This window comes from Streptomyces sp. NBC_00306, assembly GCF_036169555.1.
Taxonomy (GTDB): Bacteria; Actinomycetota; Actinomycetes; order Streptomycetales; family Streptomycetaceae; genus Streptomyces; species Streptomyces achmelvichensis.
The window spans coordinates 206,512-225,569 of sequence record NZ_CP108032.1 but is presented as its reverse complement, the minus strand read 5'-3'; the positions used below and the strand labels follow the sequence as shown (position 1 = coordinate 225,569).

The 19,058-nt window shown below is 70.5% G+C and carries 17 protein-coding genes; 9 read left to right on the top strand and 8 right to left on the bottom strand.

Annotated features, from left to right (window positions below; all coding sequences use genetic code 11):
- Window positions 1–255: 255 nt before the first annotated feature.
- Complete coding sequence (locus tag OHA05_RS01050; protein WP_313948362.1) at window positions 256–960, top strand: LmbU family transcriptional regulator; 705 nt, start codon at window positions 256–258, stop codon at window positions 958–960.
- A gap of 93 nt (window positions 961–1,053) precedes the next feature.
- On the opposite strand, the gene OHA05_RS01045 is transcribed toward OHA05_RS01050, so the two are convergent.
- Window positions 1,054–1,722, bottom strand: coding sequence for an FMN-binding negative transcriptional regulator (locus tag OHA05_RS01045; protein ID WP_328859485.1), 669 nt, complete (start codon window positions 1,720–1,722; stop codon window positions 1,054–1,056).
- A 376-nt stretch (window positions 1,723–2,098) separates the two neighbouring features.
- Between OHA05_RS01045 and OHA05_RS01040 the strand changes: the two genes are divergently transcribed.
- Complete coding sequence (locus tag OHA05_RS01040) at window positions 2,099–3,436, top strand: lysine N(6)-hydroxylase/L-ornithine N(5)-oxygenase family protein (protein WP_328859484.1); 1,338 nt, start codon at window positions 2,099–2,101, stop codon at window positions 3,434–3,436.
- A 90-nt stretch (window positions 3,437–3,526) separates the two neighbouring features.
- On the opposite strand, the gene OHA05_RS01035 is transcribed toward OHA05_RS01040, so the two are convergent.
- Window positions 3,527–3,739: an MbtH family protein gene (locus OHA05_RS01035; protein ID WP_313948365.1), complete on the bottom strand. Its 213-nt coding sequence runs from the start codon at window positions 3,737–3,739 to the stop codon at window positions 3,527–3,529.
- 561 nt (window positions 3,740–4,300) lie between these two features.
- Between OHA05_RS01035 and argJ the strand changes: the two genes are divergently transcribed.
- The 6 genes from argJ to OHA05_RS01005 all read left to right on the top strand — a co-directional run bounded on the left by argJ (window position 4,301) and on the right by OHA05_RS01005 (window position 13,397).
- The gene (gene argJ, locus OHA05_RS01030) at window positions 4,301–5,452 is read left to right on the top strand and encodes a bifunctional glutamate N-acetyltransferase/amino-acid acetyltransferase ArgJ (protein ID WP_328859483.1); all 1,152 of its coding nucleotides are present in this window, start codon (window positions 4,301–4,303) and stop codon (window positions 5,450–5,452) included.
- Window positions 5,449–6,351: an acetylglutamate kinase gene (gene argB, locus OHA05_RS01025; RefSeq protein WP_313948367.1), complete on the top strand. Its 903-nt coding sequence runs from the start codon at window positions 5,449–5,451 to the stop codon at window positions 6,349–6,351. Before argJ ends, argB begins: the two co-directional genes overlap by 4 nt.
- Window positions 6,348–7,592: an acetylornithine transaminase gene (locus OHA05_RS01020; RefSeq protein ID WP_328859482.1), complete on the top strand. Its 1,245-nt coding sequence runs from the start codon at window positions 6,348–6,350 to the stop codon at window positions 7,590–7,592. Before argB ends, OHA05_RS01020 begins: the two co-directional genes overlap by 4 nt.
- Before the next feature lie 74 nt (window positions 7,593–7,666).
- The gene (gene argC, locus OHA05_RS01015; protein WP_328859481.1) at window positions 7,667–8,695 is read left to right on the top strand and encodes an N-acetyl-gamma-glutamyl-phosphate reductase; all 1,029 of its coding nucleotides are present in this window, start codon (window positions 7,667–7,669) and stop codon (window positions 8,693–8,695) included.
- Window positions 8,696–9,228: 533 nt separating this feature from the next.
- Entirely contained in the window at window positions 9,229–10,779 is a 1,551-nt protein-coding gene (locus OHA05_RS01010; RefSeq protein WP_328859480.1) for an MFS transporter, read from the top strand.
- 377 nt (window positions 10,780–11,156) lie between these two features.
- Window positions 11,157–13,397, top strand: a complete 2,241-nt coding sequence (locus tag OHA05_RS01005) for an MMPL family transporter (protein WP_328859479.1) — start codon at window positions 11,157–11,159, stop codon at window positions 13,395–13,397.
- Between the two features lie 130 nt (window positions 13,398–13,527).
- Here OHA05_RS01005 and OHA05_RS01000 read toward each other — a convergent pair whose 3' ends face one another.
- The 3 genes from OHA05_RS01000 to OHA05_RS00990 form a co-directional block, all read right to left on the bottom strand.
- The gene (locus OHA05_RS01000; protein ID WP_443043823.1) at window positions 13,528–13,815 is read right to left on the bottom strand and encodes a ferredoxin; all 288 of its coding nucleotides are present in this window, start codon (window positions 13,813–13,815) and stop codon (window positions 13,528–13,530) included.
- 5 nt (window positions 13,816–13,820) lie between these two features.
- On the bottom strand, window positions 13,821–15,056 hold the full coding sequence (locus tag OHA05_RS00995; RefSeq protein ID WP_328859478.1) for a cytochrome P450: 1,236 nt from the start codon (window positions 15,054–15,056) through the stop codon (window positions 13,821–13,823).
- Window positions 15,057–15,256: 200 nt separating this feature from the next.
- The gene (locus OHA05_RS00990; RefSeq protein WP_328859477.1) at window positions 15,257–15,784 is read right to left on the bottom strand and encodes a hypothetical protein; all 528 of its coding nucleotides are present in this window, start codon (window positions 15,782–15,784) and stop codon (window positions 15,257–15,259) included.
- 326 nt (window positions 15,785–16,110) lie between these two features.
- Between OHA05_RS00990 and OHA05_RS00985 the strand changes: the two genes are divergently transcribed.
- Window positions 16,111–16,380, top strand: a complete 270-nt coding sequence (locus OHA05_RS00985) for a GNAT family N-acetyltransferase (RefSeq protein WP_328859476.1) — start codon at window positions 16,111–16,113, stop codon at window positions 16,378–16,380.
- A gap of 209 nt (window positions 16,381–16,589) precedes the next feature.
- Here the strand turns inward: OHA05_RS00985 and OHA05_RS00980 are convergent, their stop codons facing one another.
- From OHA05_RS00980 to OHA05_RS00970, 3 genes are all read right to left on the bottom strand, one after another.
- Complete coding sequence (locus OHA05_RS00980; protein ID WP_328859475.1) at window positions 16,590–16,946, bottom strand: STAS domain-containing protein; 357 nt, start codon at window positions 16,944–16,946, stop codon at window positions 16,590–16,592.
- Between the two features lie 311 nt (window positions 16,947–17,257).
- Entirely contained in the window at window positions 17,258–17,731 is a 474-nt protein-coding gene (locus tag OHA05_RS00975) for a DUF4279 domain-containing protein (protein WP_328859474.1), read from the bottom strand.
- 341 nt (window positions 17,732–18,072) lie between these two features.
- Window positions 18,073–18,990, bottom strand: a complete 918-nt coding sequence (locus OHA05_RS00970) for a DUF6891 domain-containing protein (protein WP_328859473.1) — start codon at window positions 18,988–18,990, stop codon at window positions 18,073–18,075.
- Window positions 18,991–19,058 lie beyond the last annotated feature (68 nt).

The following is a 19,058-nucleotide window of genomic DNA, read 5'->3' as shown; positions in this document are numbered from 1 at the left end:
CCGCGCGAGCAATGCGCCCGGCCGGGGGCGGCCCTTCCAGCCGGCCGGTGGCCGCCAGCACGTGGGAGGTTTTGTGGTCGAGGCGAACGGGGGGAGTGGTCGACGGGTGTGGACAGGACAGCCAGGCACCGCACGACGCGACGGTGACCGGCACCGAGCCGCATCCGACCACCGCTGCCGCACCCCTGAACAACACCGCCCGTCCGGGAACGGACGGCGACACCCGCACGCGTTCACGCTCCACCAGGAGGCACGATGACCACCCCCAGCACCCCGGGCCTCGACGGCGCGAACGTCGCCCCGTTCCGCCGCCGCCCCCAGGCACTGTCCTCGCAGCGCCGCAGCGGCGAGGAGCCGCGCCGCGTTCAGGTCCTCACCACCAAGGTGGCCCTGCAGATACCGGGCGCCATGACCTACGAGGACTGGGAGCAGGCGGGCCGCCAGCTCTCCGGCATCGTCGACTCCTCCTCCTGGTGGCTCGGTGACTGGCTGGTCTACGGCAAGGACCACTACACCGACCGCTACCAGCGCGGCATCCGCGCCGCCGGGCTGCAGTACCAGACCCTGCGCAATTACGCCTGGGTGGCCCGCCGGTTCCCCACCGGCCGGCGCCGGGCCGCCCTGACGTTCCAGCACCACGCCGAGATCGCGTCCCTGCCCGTCGACGAGCAGGAGACATGGCTCGACCGCGCCGAGCAGAACACCTGGACCACCAAACAGCTCCGCACCGCGCTGCGCATCGCCCGCGGTGGCGACCAGCCCCGGAGTGTGCCGCTCGAGACGACCCGGCGTCTCGCTCTGCCCGGCAGCCGCATGCAGTGGTGGCACAAGGCGGCCGAACAGTCCGGACTGGGCCTGGAACAGTGGGTCCTGCAAACCCTCGACAGTGCCGCCGGGCGCGCCCTGGAAGAACCCGAGGACCGGGGCCGGCTGGCCCGGGAAGCGGGCCTCAGCGCCTGACCCCTCCTCACCCGGCCGCAGGGCCCGCCCCCGTCCCCGGGTGCGGGCCCTGCCGCTATCTCCGCCCCCCGCCGCCACGGCGGCGGGACCGGCTCAGGTCCGTGCACACGGCAGCTCGCTCATCAGCTTCGCCGTCGCCTGGTGCCGGCCGCACTCCCGTTCCGCGAATGAGCGCTGCACCCGCTCCCGCACCTCACCCGCCTGCTCCTGGCTGAGCTTGAACATGCCGTCCGCGCGCACCACCCGGACCCGGAACGCGCCTACCGCGGGCGCCAGTTTGTGGAAGTAGCCGATCGACTCCGACATGTCCCAGCCGTTACCGAAGTCGCCCTCGAAGGCCCGCACGGTGGACTGCACCACCTCGAGCGTCTCCTCCCGTGACTCCAGCTTCTCCATCACACCGTGCACATGCACCGAGGTGAAGTTCCACGTCGGTGCGGCCGGCGTCGTCCCGTACACGGTCGGCGAGACATAGGCGTGCGGACCGGTGAACACCAGCAGCACCGGACTTCCCGTGCCCAGTGCCGCCCAGTGCGGATTCGCCCGGTTCATATGGCCCAGCAGCGTCGTACCCGACAGGTCCTCCGGCCATTCCCCACCGGTCTCCGGATTCGGAATGACCGGCAGATGCGTTGCGAACGGCGCACCGGGTGAATCCCCGTCGGCCACACCGTTGCTCGTCATCAATGCCATCGGATTGTTGCGGATCACGTCGGTCATCCACGACCGGTGCGGTTCTCGGTATTGGCGGGGAACGAACATCTGACATCCACCCTTTCGGTGATTCGTCGCGGATTCATCGCGAGGAGGGGTCAAGTCACCGACGCTACCGGTGCATTGAGCGGAACTGTCAATTGAATCCGCGGCCGGGACACCGATGTACTGTCGACAGGACAGAAGAATCTGGCGCGACGGCCGGAACTCTTGCACACCAAGTCCGGCCGCTCTACGTTGGATTCACGGTGTTCTCCTGCCCCATCACGAACTCCCGGATCCACCGGTTGAGATTCCGAGACCACCGACCGTGAACTCGACGACAGTCGACGCCTTTCCTGATCAGGGGCCTTGTGGGTACAACAATCAACCCGCCGCAGAACGGCGGGGCCCAGTCACAGCTACACAAGCGGGAGAATTCTCTATGAGTACTCGTGCACACGAGGTATACGACGTGGTCGGCATCGGTTTCGGCCCGTCGAATCTGTCGCTCGCCATCTCCCTGGACGAACACCGGGAGAATGTGCCGGCGCACCCGGCCACCGCCGTCTTCTTCGAGCGGCAGCCCGCGTTCGGCTGGCACCGCAACATGCTGCTGCCGTCGGCGACGATGCAGATCTCGTTCCTCAAGGACCTGGCCACCTTCCGCAACCCGGTGTCCCGTTTCGGCTACGTGTCGTATCTGCACGAGTCGGGCCGGCTGGCCCGGTTCGTCAACAACATGGACTTCTTCCCGACCCGGCTGGAGTTCCACCAGTACCTGGAGTGGGCGGCGGCCAACTTCACTGACCGCGTCCACTACGGCCACGACGTCACCTCGGTACGGCTCGCGCCGGACGGAGCCGACGGCCGGCCCGGCCACCTCGTGGTCGAAGCCCGCGACACCACCACCGGCGCCAGGCGCCAGGTCCTCACCCGCAACGTCGCCATTTCCACCGGACTCGTCCCGCGCATGCCCGAAGGCATGGAACGCGACGAACGCGTCTGGCACAGCTCGGAGTTCCTGGAGAAGTACCGCCGCATGAATCCCCGCGACCTCACCAGCGTCGCGGTCGTCGGCGCCGGACAGAGCGCGGCCGAGATCACCCGCTTCCTCTACGACAGCCTCCCGCACGCCCAGGTGTCGGCGATCTTCCCGTCGTACGGATACTCCATCGCCGACGACACCCCGTTCGCGAACCAGATATTCGACCCGGCCGCCGTCGACGACTACTACTACGGCACCGACCAGGCACGGGAGTCGTTCTGGCGCTACCACAAGAACACCAACTACTCCGTGGTCGACGCCGACGTCATCCGCGACCTGTACCGGCGCTCCTACGCCGAGGACGTCGACGGCACGAAGCGTCTGCACTTCCTCAACATGACCCGGGTCAGGGAGGTCAAGCGGGCCGGCGACGAGACACGCGTCCTGCTGGACACCCTGCTCGACGGCCACACCCAGGAACTCGACGTCGACGCGATCGTCTTCGCCACCGGCTACGACTCCATGGAGCCCAGCCGCCTCCTGGGCGACCTCGACCGCTATTGCCTACGGGATGCGGCCGGCCGCCACCGCGTCGAACGCGACAACCGCCTTCTCGCCCCCGAACTGCCCTTCGGCATCTACATCCAGGGCGGCACCGAGCACACCCACGGACTGTCCTCCGCGCTGCTGTCGAACATCGCCGTGCGCAGCGGAGAGATCGCCGACTCCGTCCTCGCCACGCGCCCCGCCCCGGAGCCCGCGGCCCGCCCCGAGCACGCCGCGGTCGCAGGATGAGGGGCCGCAGACACACGAACGGCCCGCCAGCAGCGCTGACGAGCCGTTCGCCGGTCCTGTGGCCGAAGCCGGGCCGCCGCGGGCAGCCCCTTACCCGGCCATCGCCTCCCGCAGGCTCCTGGGCCGCAGATCGGTCCAGTTCTGCTCGATGAACTCCAGGCACTGCGCGTGACCGTCCTCACCGAACACCACCCGCCAGCCGGCGGGAACCTCGATGAACGACGGCCACAGGGAATGCTGTTCCTCCTCGTTCACGAGAACAAAGAACCGGCCGTCCGCGTCGTCGAACAGATTGCTGCTCATCGTCCACTCCAATTCAAGCCGTTCACGAGCGGCTTCCCGGTGGGAGCCGCCCCATGATCCGAGCACGCTGCGGGATGGACAGTCTCACCAGCCCGCATTCCAAGGGTATTTCGGCCTGTCGGAGCCTTGGTTGAGATACCGTGGACTCCTCCAGGGCCGGTCGGTCCGTCCATCCTTGTCACCGGTCCGCCGGAGGTCGAAGGGCATCCGTTCCCCGGACCGGACCCGCCCGCTGTCCTGCGGACAGGACGGCCGGCACCGAAGGACCAGAATGGCACGACGTGTGCCTCCGGCCGCTTGACGGACGGTCGAGTTCCGGCTGAGAGCGGCCGAAAGGCGGCCCGCCGGCAGCCGATGAGCGAAATTCGGAAAGCTCATCCAGGCGGCAGAAAGATGAGCCCGCCGTTGTACGGCGGACCGCGCCGAGAGGACCCCCCGGCTCCCCCTTTCGGGGAACAGCCGCCGCGTATCCGACGCGATCGGCAATCCCTTCTCTTTCCGGGGGAGCCGCTCTCGCCCCCCTCATGTCACCAACATCTTTTCCACCATAGGAGATTCGCCATGAGCGTCACGGCAGCGCAGGGCTTCTCGGCCGCAGGCGTCGCAGCCGGAATCAAACACAGCGGCAATCCGGACCTGGCCCTGGTGGTCAACAACGGTCCGCGCACGGCCGCCGCGGGCGTCTTCACGTCCAACCGGGTGCAGGCCGCGCCCGTGCAGTGGAGCAAACAGGTTCTCAGCCGCGGGGCGGTGAGCGCCGTCGTCCTCAACTCCGGTGGTGCCAACGCCTGCACCGGCCCCGAAGGCCTCGACGACACCCACGCCACCGCCGCGCACACCGCCCGCGTCCTCGGTCACCGCGCCGACGAGATCGCGGTCGCCTCCACCGGTCTCATCGGTGTGAGACTGCCGATGGACAAGCTGCTGCCCGGCATCGAGACGGCCGCCGCCGCGCTCGCCGGCGACGGCGGCGAACAGGCCGCCGTCGCCATCAAGACGACCGACACCGTGCACAAGACGGCCGTGTTCGAGGGGGAGGGCTGGAGCGTCGGCGGGATGGCGAAGGGCGCGGGCATGCTCGCGCCGGGCCTCGCCACGATGCTCGTGGTGCTGACCACCGACGCCGACCTCGACAGCCCCGCCCTGGATGCGGCGCTGCGGGAGGCGACCCGGCTCACCTTCGACCGGATCGATTCCGACGGCTGTATGTCCACCAACGACACCGTGCTGCTGCTGGCCTCCGGCGCCTCCACCGTCGTGCCCGCGGCCGGCGTGTTCGCCGACGCGGTCCGCACGGTCTGCGACGACCTCGCCCGTCAGCTCATCGGTGACGCCGAGGGCGCCTCCAAGGACATCCGTATCGAGGTCGTCGGCGCCGCCACCGAGGACGACGCCGTCGAGGTGGCACGCACCATCGCCCGCAACAACCTCCTCAAGTGCGCCCTGCACGGCGAGGACCCCAACTGGGGCCGGGTGCTCGCGGCGATCGGCACCACCCGCGCCGCGTTCGAGCCGGACCGCCTGAACGTCGCCTTCAACGGCGTGTGGTTGTGCAAGGACGGCGCCATCGGCGCCGACCGCGCGGCGGTCGACCTGCGCGACCGGGAGGTCCGCATCACCGCCGACCTCGCCACCGGTCCCGCCTCGGCGGTCGTCTGGGCGAACGACCTGACCGCCGAGTACGTCCACGAGAACAGCGCGTACTCGTCATGAAGACTTTCCAGCACCCCGCCCTCGCCAAGGCCGAGTCCGTCCTGGAGATGCTGCCCTGGCTCATCCGCCACCGCGGCCAGATCGCCGTCATCAAGTTCGGCGGCAACGCCATGGTCGACGACGAGCTCAAGGCCGCCTTCGCCCACGACATCGTCTTCCTCCACCACGCCGGCCTCAAGCCCGTCGTCGTCCACGGAGGCGGCCCGCAGATCAGCGCCGAACTCGACCGGCGCGGCCTGGTCAGCGAATTCCGGGCCGGCCTGCGGGTGACCACCCCCGAGGCGATGGACGTCGTGCGCATGGTCCTCGCCGGCCAGGTCCAGCGCGAACTCGTCGGCCTGCTCAACCAGCACGGTCCACTCGCCGTCGGTCTCACCGGCGAGGACGCCCACACCATCACCGCCTCCCGGCACTGGCCCGAGATCGACGGCGAGCTGGTCGACATCGGCCGCGTCGGCGAGATCACCGGCGTCGACACCGGCGCCATCGAGGCACTCCTCGCCGACGGCCGGATCCCGGTCATTTCCTCGATCGCCCACTCCCAGGACGACGGACATGTCTACAACGTCAATGCTGATACGGCGGCTGCGGCACTCGCTGCGGCGCTGGGTGCCCAGACCCTGATGGTCCTCACCGACGTCGAAGGGCTCTATGCCGACTGGCCCAACAGCCGTGAGGTCATCGGCCAACTGACCGCCGGCCAGCTGGAGAAGATGCTGCCCGGCCTGGCCGGCGGCATGGTGCCCAAGATGGCCGGCTGCCTGCACGCGGTCCGCAACGGCGTCGATGACGCCCGCGTCATCGACGGCCGCATCCAGCACGCGGTGCTGCTGGAGATGTTCACCGACGAGGGATTCGGCACGGTCGTCGTGCCGGACGAGGAAGAGGGAACCCCATGAGCGAGCCCGGCAGTACGGAGCTCATCCAGCGCTGGCAGACATCGCTGATGGGCAACTACGGAACCCCGCGCCTGGCGCTCGTCCGGGGCGAGGGCACCGCCGTGTGGGACGCGGATGGGAAGAAGTACCTCGACTTCGTCGGCGGCATCGCCGTTAACGCGCTCGGACACGCGCACCCGGCCGTCGTCGGCGCCGTCCGCGACCAGATCGGCCGCCTCGGCCACGTCTCCAACCTGTTCATCGCCCGTGAGCCCGTCCTGCTCGCCGAACGACTCCTCGCCCTGACCGGTCGGGAGGGCAGGGTCTTCTTCTGCAACTCCGGCACCGAGGCCAACGAAGCCGCCATCAAGATCGGGCGCCTGACGGGCCGTCCGCACACGGTCGCCGCCGTCGGCGGCTTCCACGGCCGCACCCTGGGCGCCCTGTCGGTGACCGGCCAGCCTGCCAAGCGGACCCCTTTCGGTCCCTATCCGGCCGACGTCACCTTCGTCCCCTACGGCGACACCGACGCGCTGCGACGGGCCGTCACCAAGGACACCGCCCTGCTGGTCATCGAACCGATCCAGGGCGAGAACGGCGTGGTCGTCCCACCGCCCGGCTACCTCGCCGCCGCCCGGGACGTCACCCGGGCCACCGGCACGCTCCTCGTTCTCGACGAGGTTCAGACCGGCATCGGCCGCACCGGCCACTGGTTCGAGCACCAGGCCCATGAGGGTGTCGAACCGGACATCGTCACCCTCGCCAAGGGCCTCGGCGGCGGACTGCCCATCGGCGCCACCCTCGCCTTCGGGCCCGCCGCCGACCTGCTGGGGCCCGGCTCGCACGGCACCACCTTCGGCGGCAATCCGGTCGCCTGCGCCGCCGCCCTCGCCGTCCTGGACACCATCGCCGGCGACAACCTCCTGCCGCACGTCACACGACAGGGCGAGACACTGCGCCGCGGCATCCAAGGCCTCGCGCACCCCTTAGTCGCCGGCGTCCGCGGAGCGGGACTGCTGCGCGCGATCGTGCTCACCGAGCCGCTCGCCGTGGCGGTGCAGCAGGCGGCCGAGGCCGCGGGCCTGCTGGTGAACGCCGTCGCCCCACGGGTGATCCGCCTCGCCCCGCCGCTGACCGTCACCGACCAGGAGATCGCCGCGTTCCTGAACAGCCTGCCCCGGGCCCTGGACCAGGTCCACGCCCGGTGGCAGGAGACGACCGGGGCAGCGGCGCCGGGCGCCGGGCAGCTCGCCCACCGGTGAGAGCCGTGCACAGCACCACGCAAGGTGGCCGTCCCGGACGGGCACAACACCAGTCACGCAACGGGGGAGACGTCATGACCGTACGAGCAGCAGTGGCCGGAGCAAGCGGATACGCCGGGGGAGAGGTGCTGCGTCTGCTCCTGGCACATCCCGAGGTCGAGATCGGTGCCCTGACCGGCAACGCCAACGCCGGCCAGGACCTGGGTGCGCTGCAGCCGCACCTGTCGCCGCTGGCCGGCCGTGTCCTGCAGGAGACCACTCCAGAGGTTCTGGCGGGACACGACGTGGTGTTCCTGGCCCTGCCGCACGGCCAGTCCGCCGCCATCGCCCGGCAGTTGGACCCCGGCGTCCTGGTCGTCGACATGGGCGCCGACTTCCGGCTGGACAGCGCCGCCGACTGGGAGGCGTTCTACGGCACACCGCACGCCGGGACCTGGCCCTACGGCTTGCCCGAACTCCCCGGCGCCCGCGCCCGACTGGCCGGCACCCGGCGCGTCGCGGTCCCCGGCTGCTATCCCACCGCCGTCTCGCTCGCCCTGTTCCCGGCCTACGTCGGCCGGCTCGCCGAGGCCGATGCGGTGGTCGTCGCCGCGTCCGGGACCTCCGGGGCGGGCAAGGCCGCCAAGGCGCATCTGCTGGGTTCCGAGGTGATGGGCTCGATGAGCCCGTACGGCGTCGGTGGCGGCCACCGGCACACCCCGGAGATGTCCCAGAACCTCAGCGCCGCGGCGGGTGAGAAGGTCACCGTCTCCTTCACCCCCACCCTGGCGCCGATGCCCCGCGGCATCCTGGCCACCTGCTCGGTGCGGGCGAAGACGGGCGTGACGCAGGAGACCGTACGGGCTGCCTACGAAAAGGCGTACGCGGACGAGCCGTTCGTGCACCTGCTTCCCGAGGGGCAGTGGCCGGCGACCGCGGCCGTGTACGGCTCCAACACCGTGCAGGTGCAGGTCGCCTACGACGAGAACGCGCAGCGGATCACCACGGTCAGCGCCATCGACAACCTCACCAAGGGCACCGCCGGCGGTGCGGTGCAGTCGATGAACATCGCCCTCGGGCTGCCCGAGGAGACCGGCCTGCCCCTCACCGGCGTGGCGCCCTGACCGAAGTGGCGTCCTGACCTCCGCCCCCTGCGGGCGCCTCTGCACAGCTTCCGAGCCTCCACGGTGCCCCGGCCCGGGGCGGCTCGGCCCGGACGCCGCCGCGGGCGTCCCTCCACAACGCGCCGTCATCCGCGGCGCAGTACCAAGGTGCCCGGCCACAAGCCGGGGCGCCGCAGGACGGCACCCCACCCACGGTGTGCCGCACGTGTGGCAGGCCGGCATCCGGATCGCACCACCGGCCGGGTCGTCCGCCACCGCCGCAGTAGCCGTCGCCGGGCCCGGCCCGCAGGACCGGGCCCGGCGACGGCTGCATGCCGTTCCGGCTCGCTCGGGTCACCCCGCACTCAGGGCTCCAGCCCCACAACAGCCCTCCACTGTGCGGTAGTTCGCACAGTGTTCGGAGTGCCACGGCGGATGGCCGAAAGGGGACTGGCGGCTAGCTAAAAAACCGCGACGCTGGTTTTATATGTCTCAAGTTCCCCACTGCGCGCGGCTCTTCGGCCGCACGGCCACACTGTTCGAGAGGTTTCCTGATGGAACGTCATCCGCGACGCTGGCTCATCCTGATCGTGCTCTGCCTCAGCACGCTGGTGCTGGTCATCGACAACATGGTGCTCACGGTGGCGGTTCCGCCCCTGGCGGAGGACCTGTCGGCGAGTGCCCAGGACATTCAGTGGATCATCGAGTCCTACATGCTCGTCTTCGCCGGCCTGCTGCTGTCCGCCGGCAGTCTGTCCGACCGATACGGCCGCCGGAAGATCATGATCATCGGTCTGGCGGCCTTCGGCGCCGCATCGGTGCTGGCCACCTGGGCCGACAGTCCCGAACAGCTCATCCTCGCCCGGGTGTTGATGGGTGTGGGCGGTGCGCTGGTGATGCCGAGCACCCTGTCCATCCTCATCACCGTCTTCGACGACGAGGAGCGGCCGAAGGCGATCGCCGCCTGGAGCGCGGTGGCCATGGTCGGCCTGGTCGGCGGCCCGGTCCTCGGCGGTGTGCTGATCGCCCACTTCTGGTGGGGTGCCGTCTTCCTGATCAACATCCCGATCGCGGTACTCGCCATCATCGCCGCCCTGATCCTGATGGAGGAGTCCAAGGGGCCCTGGCGCAAGGCCGACCCGGTCGGCATGGTGCTCTCCATGGTCGGCATGGCCGCACTGGTCTGGACGATCAACGAACTGCCCAAGGACGGCCTCGGCCACACCAGTACGCAGGCCTCGCTCGCGCTGGCCGTCCTGGGCCTCGGGGCGTTCGCGATCTGGGAGAGCCGCGTCGACTCGCCGATGGTGCCACTGAGCCTGTTCCGCAACCGGATCTTCACCGGCGCCAGCTTCTCCCTGGTCCTGCTGACCTTCGCCAACGGCGGACTGATGCTGGTGCTCACTCAGTATCTGCAGTACGTCCTCGAATACACGCCCACCGAGACCGGCCTGGCCTTCACCCCGCTGGCGGTGGCGACCCTGGCCTTCAACGGCGTCGGAGCCGGTCTGATCCCCAAGACCGGCAACCGCCCCGTCGCGGTGGCCGGACTGCTCCTGATCGCGGCCGGGTTCGGCGTGCTGTCCACGCTCGCGGTCGGTGACGGCTGGGGGCCGCTGATCACCGCCATGGTGCTGATGGGCGCGGGCAGCGGCCTGGCGATGCCCGCCGTCATCGCCGCCCTGATGGGCGCGGTGCCGGAGGAGCACGCAGGTGTCGGATCCGCCCTCAACGACACCATCCAGCAGGCCGGTGCCGCGCTCGGTGTGGCGGTGCTGGGTGCCGTCCTGTCGGGCACCTACACCGCCGCGATGCCGGGCTCGGCGCCGGGGCCCGCCAAGGACTCGATCGTCGACGCGCTCGCCATCGCCGCCCGCGACGGCAACGCCACCCTGCTCGACCAGACCCGCGATGCCTTCTCCGATGCCATGTCCGCCAGCTTCCTGTCCGGCGCGGCCGGCGTCGTCGGCGCCGCCGTACTCGCCCTGTTCCTCATCAGGGGAGGCAAGGCGGCCGCCGCGGACACCGGGGCCACCGCGCAGCCGGCCGGTACGGGAGAGGAGAGCACGCAGAAGGAGGCAGCGGACAGCACGGCCGGCCGCTGACCGCGGCCGCTCGCACCTGTCCCGACGGGCGTGACGCACCGTCATCGAGCCTGTCTCCCAGCCCGGTTCCGCCTCCCGCGGAGCCGGGCCGGCGGCCGGCCGGCGCCCTTCAGGAACGGATCCCGGAGGCGCGCTCGAGACTCGCTGGAGGCCGCCTGGAGCCAGGCTCTCGGCGCTTGAAGTGCCCGGCACTCCCGCCCTACCCTGACTGAAACCGCTTACGCGGTTTGTTCGTGCGTGTGCCCCTGCCCGCGTTTCCGTCCCGCTCGCGTCCCGTCTTCGTTCGTGTGCCGCGTGACGTGTGTCCGTGGAGTCGTGTGCCGCGCCGCGTTCCGTCTCCGTGCGTCCCCGCCGATCCCCATGGGAGTCCTTTCGCCGTGGCTACCTTCCTGTACAAACTGGGCCGCTTCGCCTTCCGGCGGCGCGGCCTGACCGCGCTGCTGTGGGTGCTGGTCTTCGGCGGGGCGGGCTTCGCGGCCTCCACCGCGCCACCGCCTCCCGCCGACACGTTCTCGATGCCGGGCACCGAGTCCCAGAAGGCCTTCGACCTGTTGGAGGACTCCTTCCCGGCCGCTTCCGCCGACGGCGCATCCGCCCGGGTCGTCGTCCGCGCACCGGACGGCGGGAAGATCTCCGCCCCCGAGCACAAGGCCCGCGTCACCGCACTTGTCGCCGACCTGTCCAAGAGCCCGCAAGTGGCTCGGGTGAGCGACCCGTTCACGGCGAACGCCGTCAGCAAGGACGGCACCACCGCCTACACCGTCGTCACCTACAAGGTCGCGGCCCCGGAACTGACCGACGCGGCGCACGACGCGCTCACCCGGGCGACCGGCACGGCCCGCACCGCCGGCCTGAGTGTCGAAGCAGGCGGTGACGCGGTCGTCGTGGACGCCACGATGAGCGGCACCGGGGAGAAGATCGGCATCGCCGTCTCCGCCGTCGTCCTGCTCATCACCTTCGGCTCCATGATCGCCGCCGGCATGCCGCTGCTCACCGCCCTGATCGGCGTCGGCGTCGGCATCTCCGGCATCACCGCCCTCGGCACCACCCTGGGCCTGTCCAGCACGACCTCCACCCTGGCGCTGATGCTGGGACTCGCGGTCGGCATCGACTACGCACTGTTCATCGTCTCCCGCTACCGCGCCGAGATCGCCGAGGGGCACGAGCGCCAGGAGGCCGCGGGCCGCGCCACCGGCACCGCCGGCTCGGCCGTCGTCTTCGCCGGGCTCACGGTCATCGTCGCGCTCGCCGGCCTGACCGTCGTGAACATCCCGATGCTCACCAAGATGGGACTGGCCGCGGCCGGCACGGTCGCCGTCGCCGTCCTCATCGCCGTCACCCTCGTGCCCGCCCTGCTCGGCTTCGCCCCGGTCAAGGTGCTGCGACGCCGTGACCGCCGACAGCACTACGGTAAGCCGCTCTCGGCCCGCAAGCAGCGCAAGGCCGCCAAGAGGGCCGCGAAGGCCAGGCCCAACCTCGGTGCTCGCTGGGCGGGTTACGTGCTGCGCCACCCGGTGGCGGTGCTGCTCGTCGGGGTGGTGGGACTCGGCGCCGCCGCGGTGCCGGCCGCGAGCCTGGAGCTCGGACTGCCCGGCGAGGGCACGATGGCTCCCGACACCACGCAGCGCAAGGCCTACGACATCCTCTCGGAGTCCTTCGGCGCCGGCTTCAACGGCCCGCTCACGCTCACCGTCACCGCGAAGGACGCCGCCCCCGCGGCCGAGGACGTGAGCAAGAAGCTCTCCGGTGAGGAGGGGGTTGCCTCGATCTCCCCGGCCACGGTCAACGAGGCGGGCGACACCGCCATCCTCAACGTCATTCCCGACACCGGGCCGGGCGACGGCCGCACCGAGGACCTGGTCCGCTCGATCCGCGACGCCGCGGGCGGCCTGGAGACCGAAACCGGTGCCGAGATCCTGGTGACCGGCCAGACCGCGATGTTCATCGACTTCTCCCAGACCCTCGACGACGCCCTGCTGCCCTACCTCGCCCTGGTGGTGGGCCTGGCGTTCCTGCTGCTGATGGTGGTCTTTCGCTCCGTCCTCGTACCGCTGAAGGCGGCGCTCGGCTTCCTGCTGTCGGTGAGCGCCGCACTGGGCGCTGTCGTCGCCGTCTTCCAGTGGGGCTGGCTCGCCGACGTCTTCGGTGTCGACCAGCCCGGCCCGGTGATGAGCACGATGCCGATCTTCATGATCGGTGTGGTGTTCGGCCTGGCGATGGACTACGAGGTCTTCCTGGTGACCCGGATGCGCGAGGCGTACGTCCACGGGGCGCGTCCCGACGAGGCGGTCGTGACCGGATTCCGGTACGGCGGGCGCGTGGTGTCCGCCGCCGCGATCATCATGGCGAGCGTCTTCTCCGGCTTCATCATGGAGGAGAACGACCTGATCAAGATGATCGGCTTCGGTCTGGCGATCGCCGTCCTCTTCGACGCTTTCATCGTGCGGATGGCGATCGTGCCCGCCCTGTTCGCTCTGCTCGGCAAGGCCGCCTGGTGGCTTCCCCGTTGGCTGGACTGGCTGCTGCCGAACGTGGACGTCGAGGGGGCGAAGCTGAGTCGCACCCCGCGGGTCCGGCGCGTGGCCTTCCCGCGCCGTGAACGCGAACTCGTCGACTAGACCCCTGCACCCCCCACTGTCTGCGGCCCGGCGGCCGGTGAGCCGCCGGGCCGCAGACATGCCCGGACACCTTTCATGTCGAACAGCGTGCTCTATTGCGCACATCGTACGAGAGTGCGTACGCTGTTCGTCAGGCCGGTGCGCTGCCGTCCCCCGTCGGCGCACCGGCCTGCTCGTGCTCCCGTGCCGCAGCGCCTGCTCGATCCATATCGCCCGCATCGCTGTCGTCGAGGAGGGTGAGGGCGCCGGCAGGGCAGACATCGGCTGCCAGGCGCGCCGCGGGCCGCTGCCCGGCCGGAACACCGGCGGTCAGCAGGACGACCCGGCCGTCCCCGGGGTCCTGGTCGAATACTTCCGGCGCACTCAGTACGCACATTCCGGCGCCCTGGCAGCGTTCGCGGTCGATGCCGATCCGCATCGCGCTCACTGCCCGTCCCAGGCGACGGGCAGCCGGTGCACCCCATGGATGTTCATGCCGGTGCGCAGCGGCACGTCCTGCGGCGGGACGGCGAGCCGCAGTGAGGGGAAGCGAGTGAACAGGGCCGGCAGGGCCACCCGCAGCTCCACGCGGGCCAGTTGCTGGCCCAGACACTGATGGATGCCGTGCCCGAAGGCGAGATGGCCGGTGGCTTTGCGGCGCAGGTCGAGGGTGTCGGGGTCGGCGAACTTCGCCGGGTCACGGTTGGCGGCCTGCACCGAGACGGTGACCGAGTCACCGGCCTTGATCAGCCGGCCCTCCGGCTCGACGTCCTCCAGCGCCGCCCGCACGCCGGTGTGGGCGATGCTCAGATAGCGCAGCAGTTCCTCGACCGCCGTATCGGCCAGGGCGGGGTCGGCGCGCAGCGCGTCGGCCTGCGCGGGGTGGCTCAGCAACGCGAAGGTGCCGAGCCCGATCATGTTCGCGGTGGTGTCCAGGCCGGCGGCGAGCAGGAAGCCGCCGATGCCGGCGAGTTCGGCGTCACTGAGGTCGCTGGTCGTCAGATCCCCGAGCAGGTCGTCAGTGGGGCGGGCCCGCTTGGCCGCCACCAGCTCGCGCATCGTGTCCTGCAGCGCGGTGCAGGCGGCGAACTGCTCCTCCTCGGTCACCTCCAGGCCGCTCACCGCGGCGGCCAGGGCCTGGAACGCCGCACGGTCCGCGTCCGGCACGCCGAGCAGTTCACAGATCATCAGGGCCGGGACGGGATGTGCGTAGGCACGCACCAGGTCCACCGGCCCGCCGTGGCGTTCCATCGCATCCAGGTGGTCGGTGGTGATCTCCTCGACGCGTGCGGTGAGTTCGCGCATCCGCCGGACGGTGAACCGGCCGGCGAGCAGCCGGCGGTAGCGGGTGTGCTCGGGCGGGTCGATCCCGGTCAGGTCTCCGACCGGGGCGGGCGGCAGCTCGCTGACGCCCGCCCCGGGGAAGGGGTAGTGCATCAGTTCGTAACGGGAGCTGAAGCGGGGGTCGGCGGCTAACGCGCGGACCGCTGAGTGGCCGGTGGCCAGCCAGCCGATGTGTCCGTCGGGGTAGCGCATCGGGCGCAGCGGGTCCTGTTCGCGAAGCCGCGCCAGTTCGCCGGGTGGGTCGAAGGGGCAGCCCGCCGGGCGGTCCAGGGGCAGTTGGACCGGCTCGGCGGCCGGTGCCGCCTCGGTTTCCCGGGAGTTCGGCAGGTGTCGCATGGTGTCCTCCGGTGCAGCGTGAGGTGACGGTGCACCGTGCGGTGCACCGCGGTCGGAACAGTGCGGTCGGGCCGGGCCGGTGAGAGGCATGGCTGTCCCGTCCCCTGGCGGGGGCGGGTGTTGTCGCAGGTGGGGTGGGTGGCGACAGGAAGGGGCCGAGGCGGCGCCGGCCTCGGCGGCCCGCCTGATCGAAAGCGGCCCTAGTGGACCCGGCTCGTGCAGTCCTGCCGCCCCAGGTGCCGGTCGGGTCCGGCGGGCCGACCGGACTCCTGGCCCTCCAGAGCGAGGGCGACGGCCCGCACCAGCCACGCGTTGACGGAGAGGCCTTCCTGCCCCGCCGCGTCCTCTGTCCGGTTCTTCAACTGGGCGGGCAGACGGAAGTTGATCCGCGCCGTCCCCCCGTCCTCCGCGTCCGCGGGGGCGAGCGGCAGCCCGGTGCGCGCTCCGGGCTCGTGCTGATGCGAGTCCCGGCGTATCTCGTGAGCGGGTGGCGCGGTCACCACGAACTCGGGATCGAGCCCCCGCAGCCGTACGTCGACCGAGCCCGGCGCCAGGTCACGGGTGACCTCGGCCATGGCGGCGGACAGCGCGTTCAGAAAGGTGAGTCGGGTGGCCGACTCCAGCGGGGCGGTGAGTCGCTCGACCACGTCCCCGACGTCGTCGCCGCCGGCCTCGACAGCGACCGCGAGCTCGTGGCGGAGGTGGTCGACATAGGGCGTGAGGTCCATAGCGCCATAGTGACATCATTGTGGCGTCACAACAAGCGCATCGTGGTGCCGTTGTGGCATCGACTTGCCTTTTGGCTGAATCCGGTACGGCGCAGGGTTGGGGGAGAGGCGGCACTCGCGGCGCCGCGCCGCCTACGTCTTCCATGGCACCGTCACCGTCGCCTCCATCCGACTCCGGCTTCGCCCATGACCCGCTCCGGTGCAGCCGATCAGGACGTCACCGAGGTAGGCGACCTCCATATGGTTGCGGCCAGTACGGGCCCGGACGTCGTCGAGCGCCGGCACGTCGCCGGGGACGATCAGGTTGTGGGCGTACTGCCCATCGCGTGCGCCCGCCCACTGAGGACAACGGCGCCACCTCGACGGTCATCGCCCGTGTGCTGCTGGAGCACCGCCGCCGAGGACTCGGCACACGACTCTACGAGCGTGCCTGGGAGCAGGCCCGCGCGCTGGACGCTCAGGTGATCGAGACGGTAGTGCCGGCGTCCAATCCGGATGGGCTGCGCTTCGCCGAGCAGCACGGCTTCGGCGAGATCGAACGCCATCTGCTGCGCGAGGGCGACACCGTGCACTGGATCGACCTACGTCTGACCTGATCCGCCGGACGGCCCTGCGGGCTCTCCCGTAGTCCCCGGCGGGCGCACGACGACAGCTACGGCACTCCCCCAAGCTCTTCGAGCAGGGGGCACCCCCACGCCGCGTTGTCGGATCGCCCGAGTGCGCCCAGTACGAGGGCGGACCCTTCGCCTTGCGATGCACCGCATCTGACGCCGCGCGCTGATCCACCGGGGAGTACGGGCAGGCCTCAGGCGGCGGTGCCTTGGGGGACGTGGTGGGCTGCGCCGCCGATGGTCAGGCTTGTGCCGGGTGTGGCGAGTGGGGTGCCGGTGATGTGGAGGAGTCGGGCGAGGTGGTCGGGGATGTTGCGGACGGTGAGGTGGGTGCCGCGGCGGGCGGCGGAGTTTTTCGCGGCGACGAGTGCGCCGATGCCGGAGCAGTCGCAGAATGCGAGGTCTCCGAGGTCGATGACCACCTGCCGGTATGCGGTGACTGCTGCGGCGAGTGCCGCGCGGATGTCACCGACGGTGGAGATGTCCAGCTCTCCGGCCAGTTTCATTACGGCGTGTCCCGGGCCAGGCCCGGCAGTCGTCGTGATGTCCATGTGACTGCCTCCCGCATGTGCGCCGTGGTGTGGCGCGTGACAGCCGTCGCCCCAGGCCGTGGCCCTTGTCGGACGACCGCTCGACATTCCGACGTGGCATCCATACAAACCGGGCCAGAAGTGATTTGTCCAGTAGTGAAGGACCAGTGACCGCCCCGCGCCGGACATTGGCATCCGGTGCCGGTCAGCCCTCCTTCCCGGCACCGGATGCCAGGCCCTGTGGGGTGCGGGTGACATGTGCGCCGGCTGCCTCGGCGAGACGGGCGAACACCACGAGGTCATGGACGGCGGGCCCGCCGGGTGTGCCGGGGTCAGTCGCTGTGTGGGTCGCCGGTCATGTCGTACTCGTCGATGTCCACCTCCGCTCCGGTGGTGGTCAGGAACTCCAGTACGTCGCTGTCCAGGTGCCATCCGAACAGGTTCGGGCCCTCCGGCTCTTCGGGCAGGCCCGCTCCGGGCTCGTGGTTGTCGCTGTGGAAGCGGCGCACGACCTGCAGGACAGCGGAACCCGGACCCTCCTGCCGGTCCAACTGCCCCGCGAGCGCGGCGAGTCGGCCGGTGTGAGGCCGCAATCGGTCCAGGACGCAGGCGACCTGCTCGTCGACCCTCAGGCCTGTCCGACGGCACACGATCTTCCAGCGATGGTGGGCCGGCAGGGGCGGCACGGTCGAGCGGCTTGCACGCACGGCCGTCTCATCGGGTTCGATTCCCAGCGCCGCCGTCATCTCCTGCGCGGTGGTGCGCGTGCTGGTGATGACGAAGCAGACGTACTGATGCACAGGCATCCGGGGATCGTATCCGCGCATTCTCCACCGCATCCGCCCGCCCCCGAGGCCGCCGGGACCAGGGCGCGGAGCCGGCGGCCGTTGAGTCGGAGCATCGAGCCGTGGCCGCCATTCACGAGTCAGCGGCCTGGCGTCCGTGGCCCGGTGGAAACCGCCGTGCAGAAGGCTGTTGGTCGCTGAGGACCTGCTCGTGAAGGAGGTCGTGGAGGGCGGATCGATGCTCATCGAGGAAGGCTCGGACTGATCGCAGAGCGCCGCACCGAGGACGGCGGGCGCCGCCGACGGGTGGGTCACCATGAGCGCAACGACAGGCGGCCGAAGCGTTGTTGCTCAGCCTCTCCTCAGCCGACCAGGCGGCGGCGCCACTCCAGGGGCGTGACGGTGATGGCCCGGCCGGGGTCACGGTCCCACTCGGCCTGGAGACCGGCCGCTTCCAGGGCGGCCACGACCTCGTGGCCGATGGTGCCGGTCGTCTCGGCCGAGCCGTCGAAGCCTCCGTAGAGGAGCGTCAGTCCGTGGCCGGCAGCCGCGGAGTCGGTGCACTGGGAGTGGAAATAGACGAACCCGCGAGTGTCGGGCCCGCCTTCGTCGCCGATCTCGGACTGGCCGCAACTGCGGCAGCAGGTGAAGTTCTCGCGGGCGGTGATACCGGCTTCCTGTAGGGCCGTGAACGCGCGGGTGAGCCGTTCCGGGTCTGTCTCGCCCTGCCATTCGGCCTGCTCCGCGACGCGCTCCAGCCACATCCGGTCGGCCAGCGCCTCCGCCTGCTCGCGTGACACCGGGCGCCGGTCAGCGGTGACGAGGTACTCCTCGGCGAGCTCCGCCAGTTCGGCACGGTCGGCGTAACCGCCGACCAGCACCTCGTGGATGCGCTTCTCCAACTCCGCGCGCTCGTGCTCGTTCAGGTCGAGGGGTGGCGCCTCGCGAGTGGGGCCCATGTCCAGCAGCGACCAGGCCAGATCCGTGCCCCAACCGGACTCCCGCCGGGCCCAGCCGGTCATCGCCGCGGTCACGGCCTCGGAGTCGTCGACCATCACCTGGAAGTGCCGGTCCGCGGCACCGTCGCGGTGCTCCAGCGTGTAGTCCCCGCCCGTCTCGTGCCAGACCTGGGCGAAGACGTCGGGCAGGTCGGGTATTCGATGGACCACCAGAAACCGGTCGCCGTCACCGCCGATGCGCCGGACCAGACCGGCCAACTCCTCGGCCGACACACGAACGCGCCGATCCCCGTCCTCCGACTTCACCACGACCTCGAGCATGCGCAGACTCTGGCACACCCCTGTGACAGCGAACCTCTCGGGGCGCACGGATCAGGTGAGACCCGAGG

Coding starts and splice junctions, on each gene's coding strand:
- OHA05_RS00995 (WP_328859478.1), bottom strand. CDS start 15,056: ATGCGACACCTGCCGAACTCCCGGGAAACCGAGGCGGCACCGGCCGCC.
- argC (WP_328859481.1), top strand. CDS start 7,667: ATGACCGTACGAGCAGCAGTGGCCGGAGCAAGCGGATACGCCGGGGGA.
- OHA05_RS00990 (WP_328859477.1), bottom strand. CDS start 15,784: ATGGACCTCACGCCCTATGTCGACCACCTCCGCCACGAGCTCGCGGTC.
- argB (WP_313948367.1), top strand. CDS start 5,449: ATGAAGACTTTCCAGCACCCCGCCCTCGCCAAGGCCGAGTCCGTCCTG.
- OHA05_RS00980 (WP_328859475.1), bottom strand. CDS start 16,946: ATGGACATCACGACGACTGCCGGGCCTGGCCCGGGACACGCCGTAATG.
- OHA05_RS01010 (WP_328859480.1), top strand. CDS start 9,229: ATGGAACGTCATCCGCGACGCTGGCTCATCCTGATCGTGCTCTGCCTC.
- OHA05_RS01000 (WP_443043823.1), bottom strand. CDS start 13,815: ATGCGGATCGGCATCGACCGCGAACGCTGCCAGGGCGCCGGAATGTGC.
- argJ (WP_328859483.1), top strand. CDS start 4,301: ATGAGCGTCACGGCAGCGCAGGGCTTCTCGGCCGCAGGCGTCGCAGCC.
- OHA05_RS01020 (WP_328859482.1), top strand. CDS start 6,348: ATGAGCGAGCCCGGCAGTACGGAGCTCATCCAGCGCTGGCAGACATCG.
- OHA05_RS00975 (WP_328859474.1), bottom strand. CDS start 17,731: ATGCCTGTGCATCAGTACGTCTGCTTCGTCATCACCAGCACGCGCACC.
- OHA05_RS01035 (WP_313948365.1), bottom strand. CDS start 3,739: ATGAGCAGCAATCTGTTCGACGACGCGGACGGCCGGTTCTTTGTTCTC.
- OHA05_RS01050 (WP_313948362.1), top strand. CDS start 256: ATGACCACCCCCAGCACCCCGGGCCTCGACGGCGCGAACGTCGCCCCG.
- OHA05_RS01040 (WP_328859484.1), top strand. CDS start 2,099: ATGAGTACTCGTGCACACGAGGTATACGACGTGGTCGGCATCGGTTTC.
- OHA05_RS01045 (WP_328859485.1), bottom strand. CDS start 1,722: ATGTTCGTTCCCCGCCAATACCGAGAACCGCACCGGTCGTGGATGACC.
- OHA05_RS00970 (WP_328859473.1), bottom strand. CDS start 18,990: ATGCTCGAGGTCGTGGTGAAGTCGGAGGACGGGGATCGGCGCGTTCGT.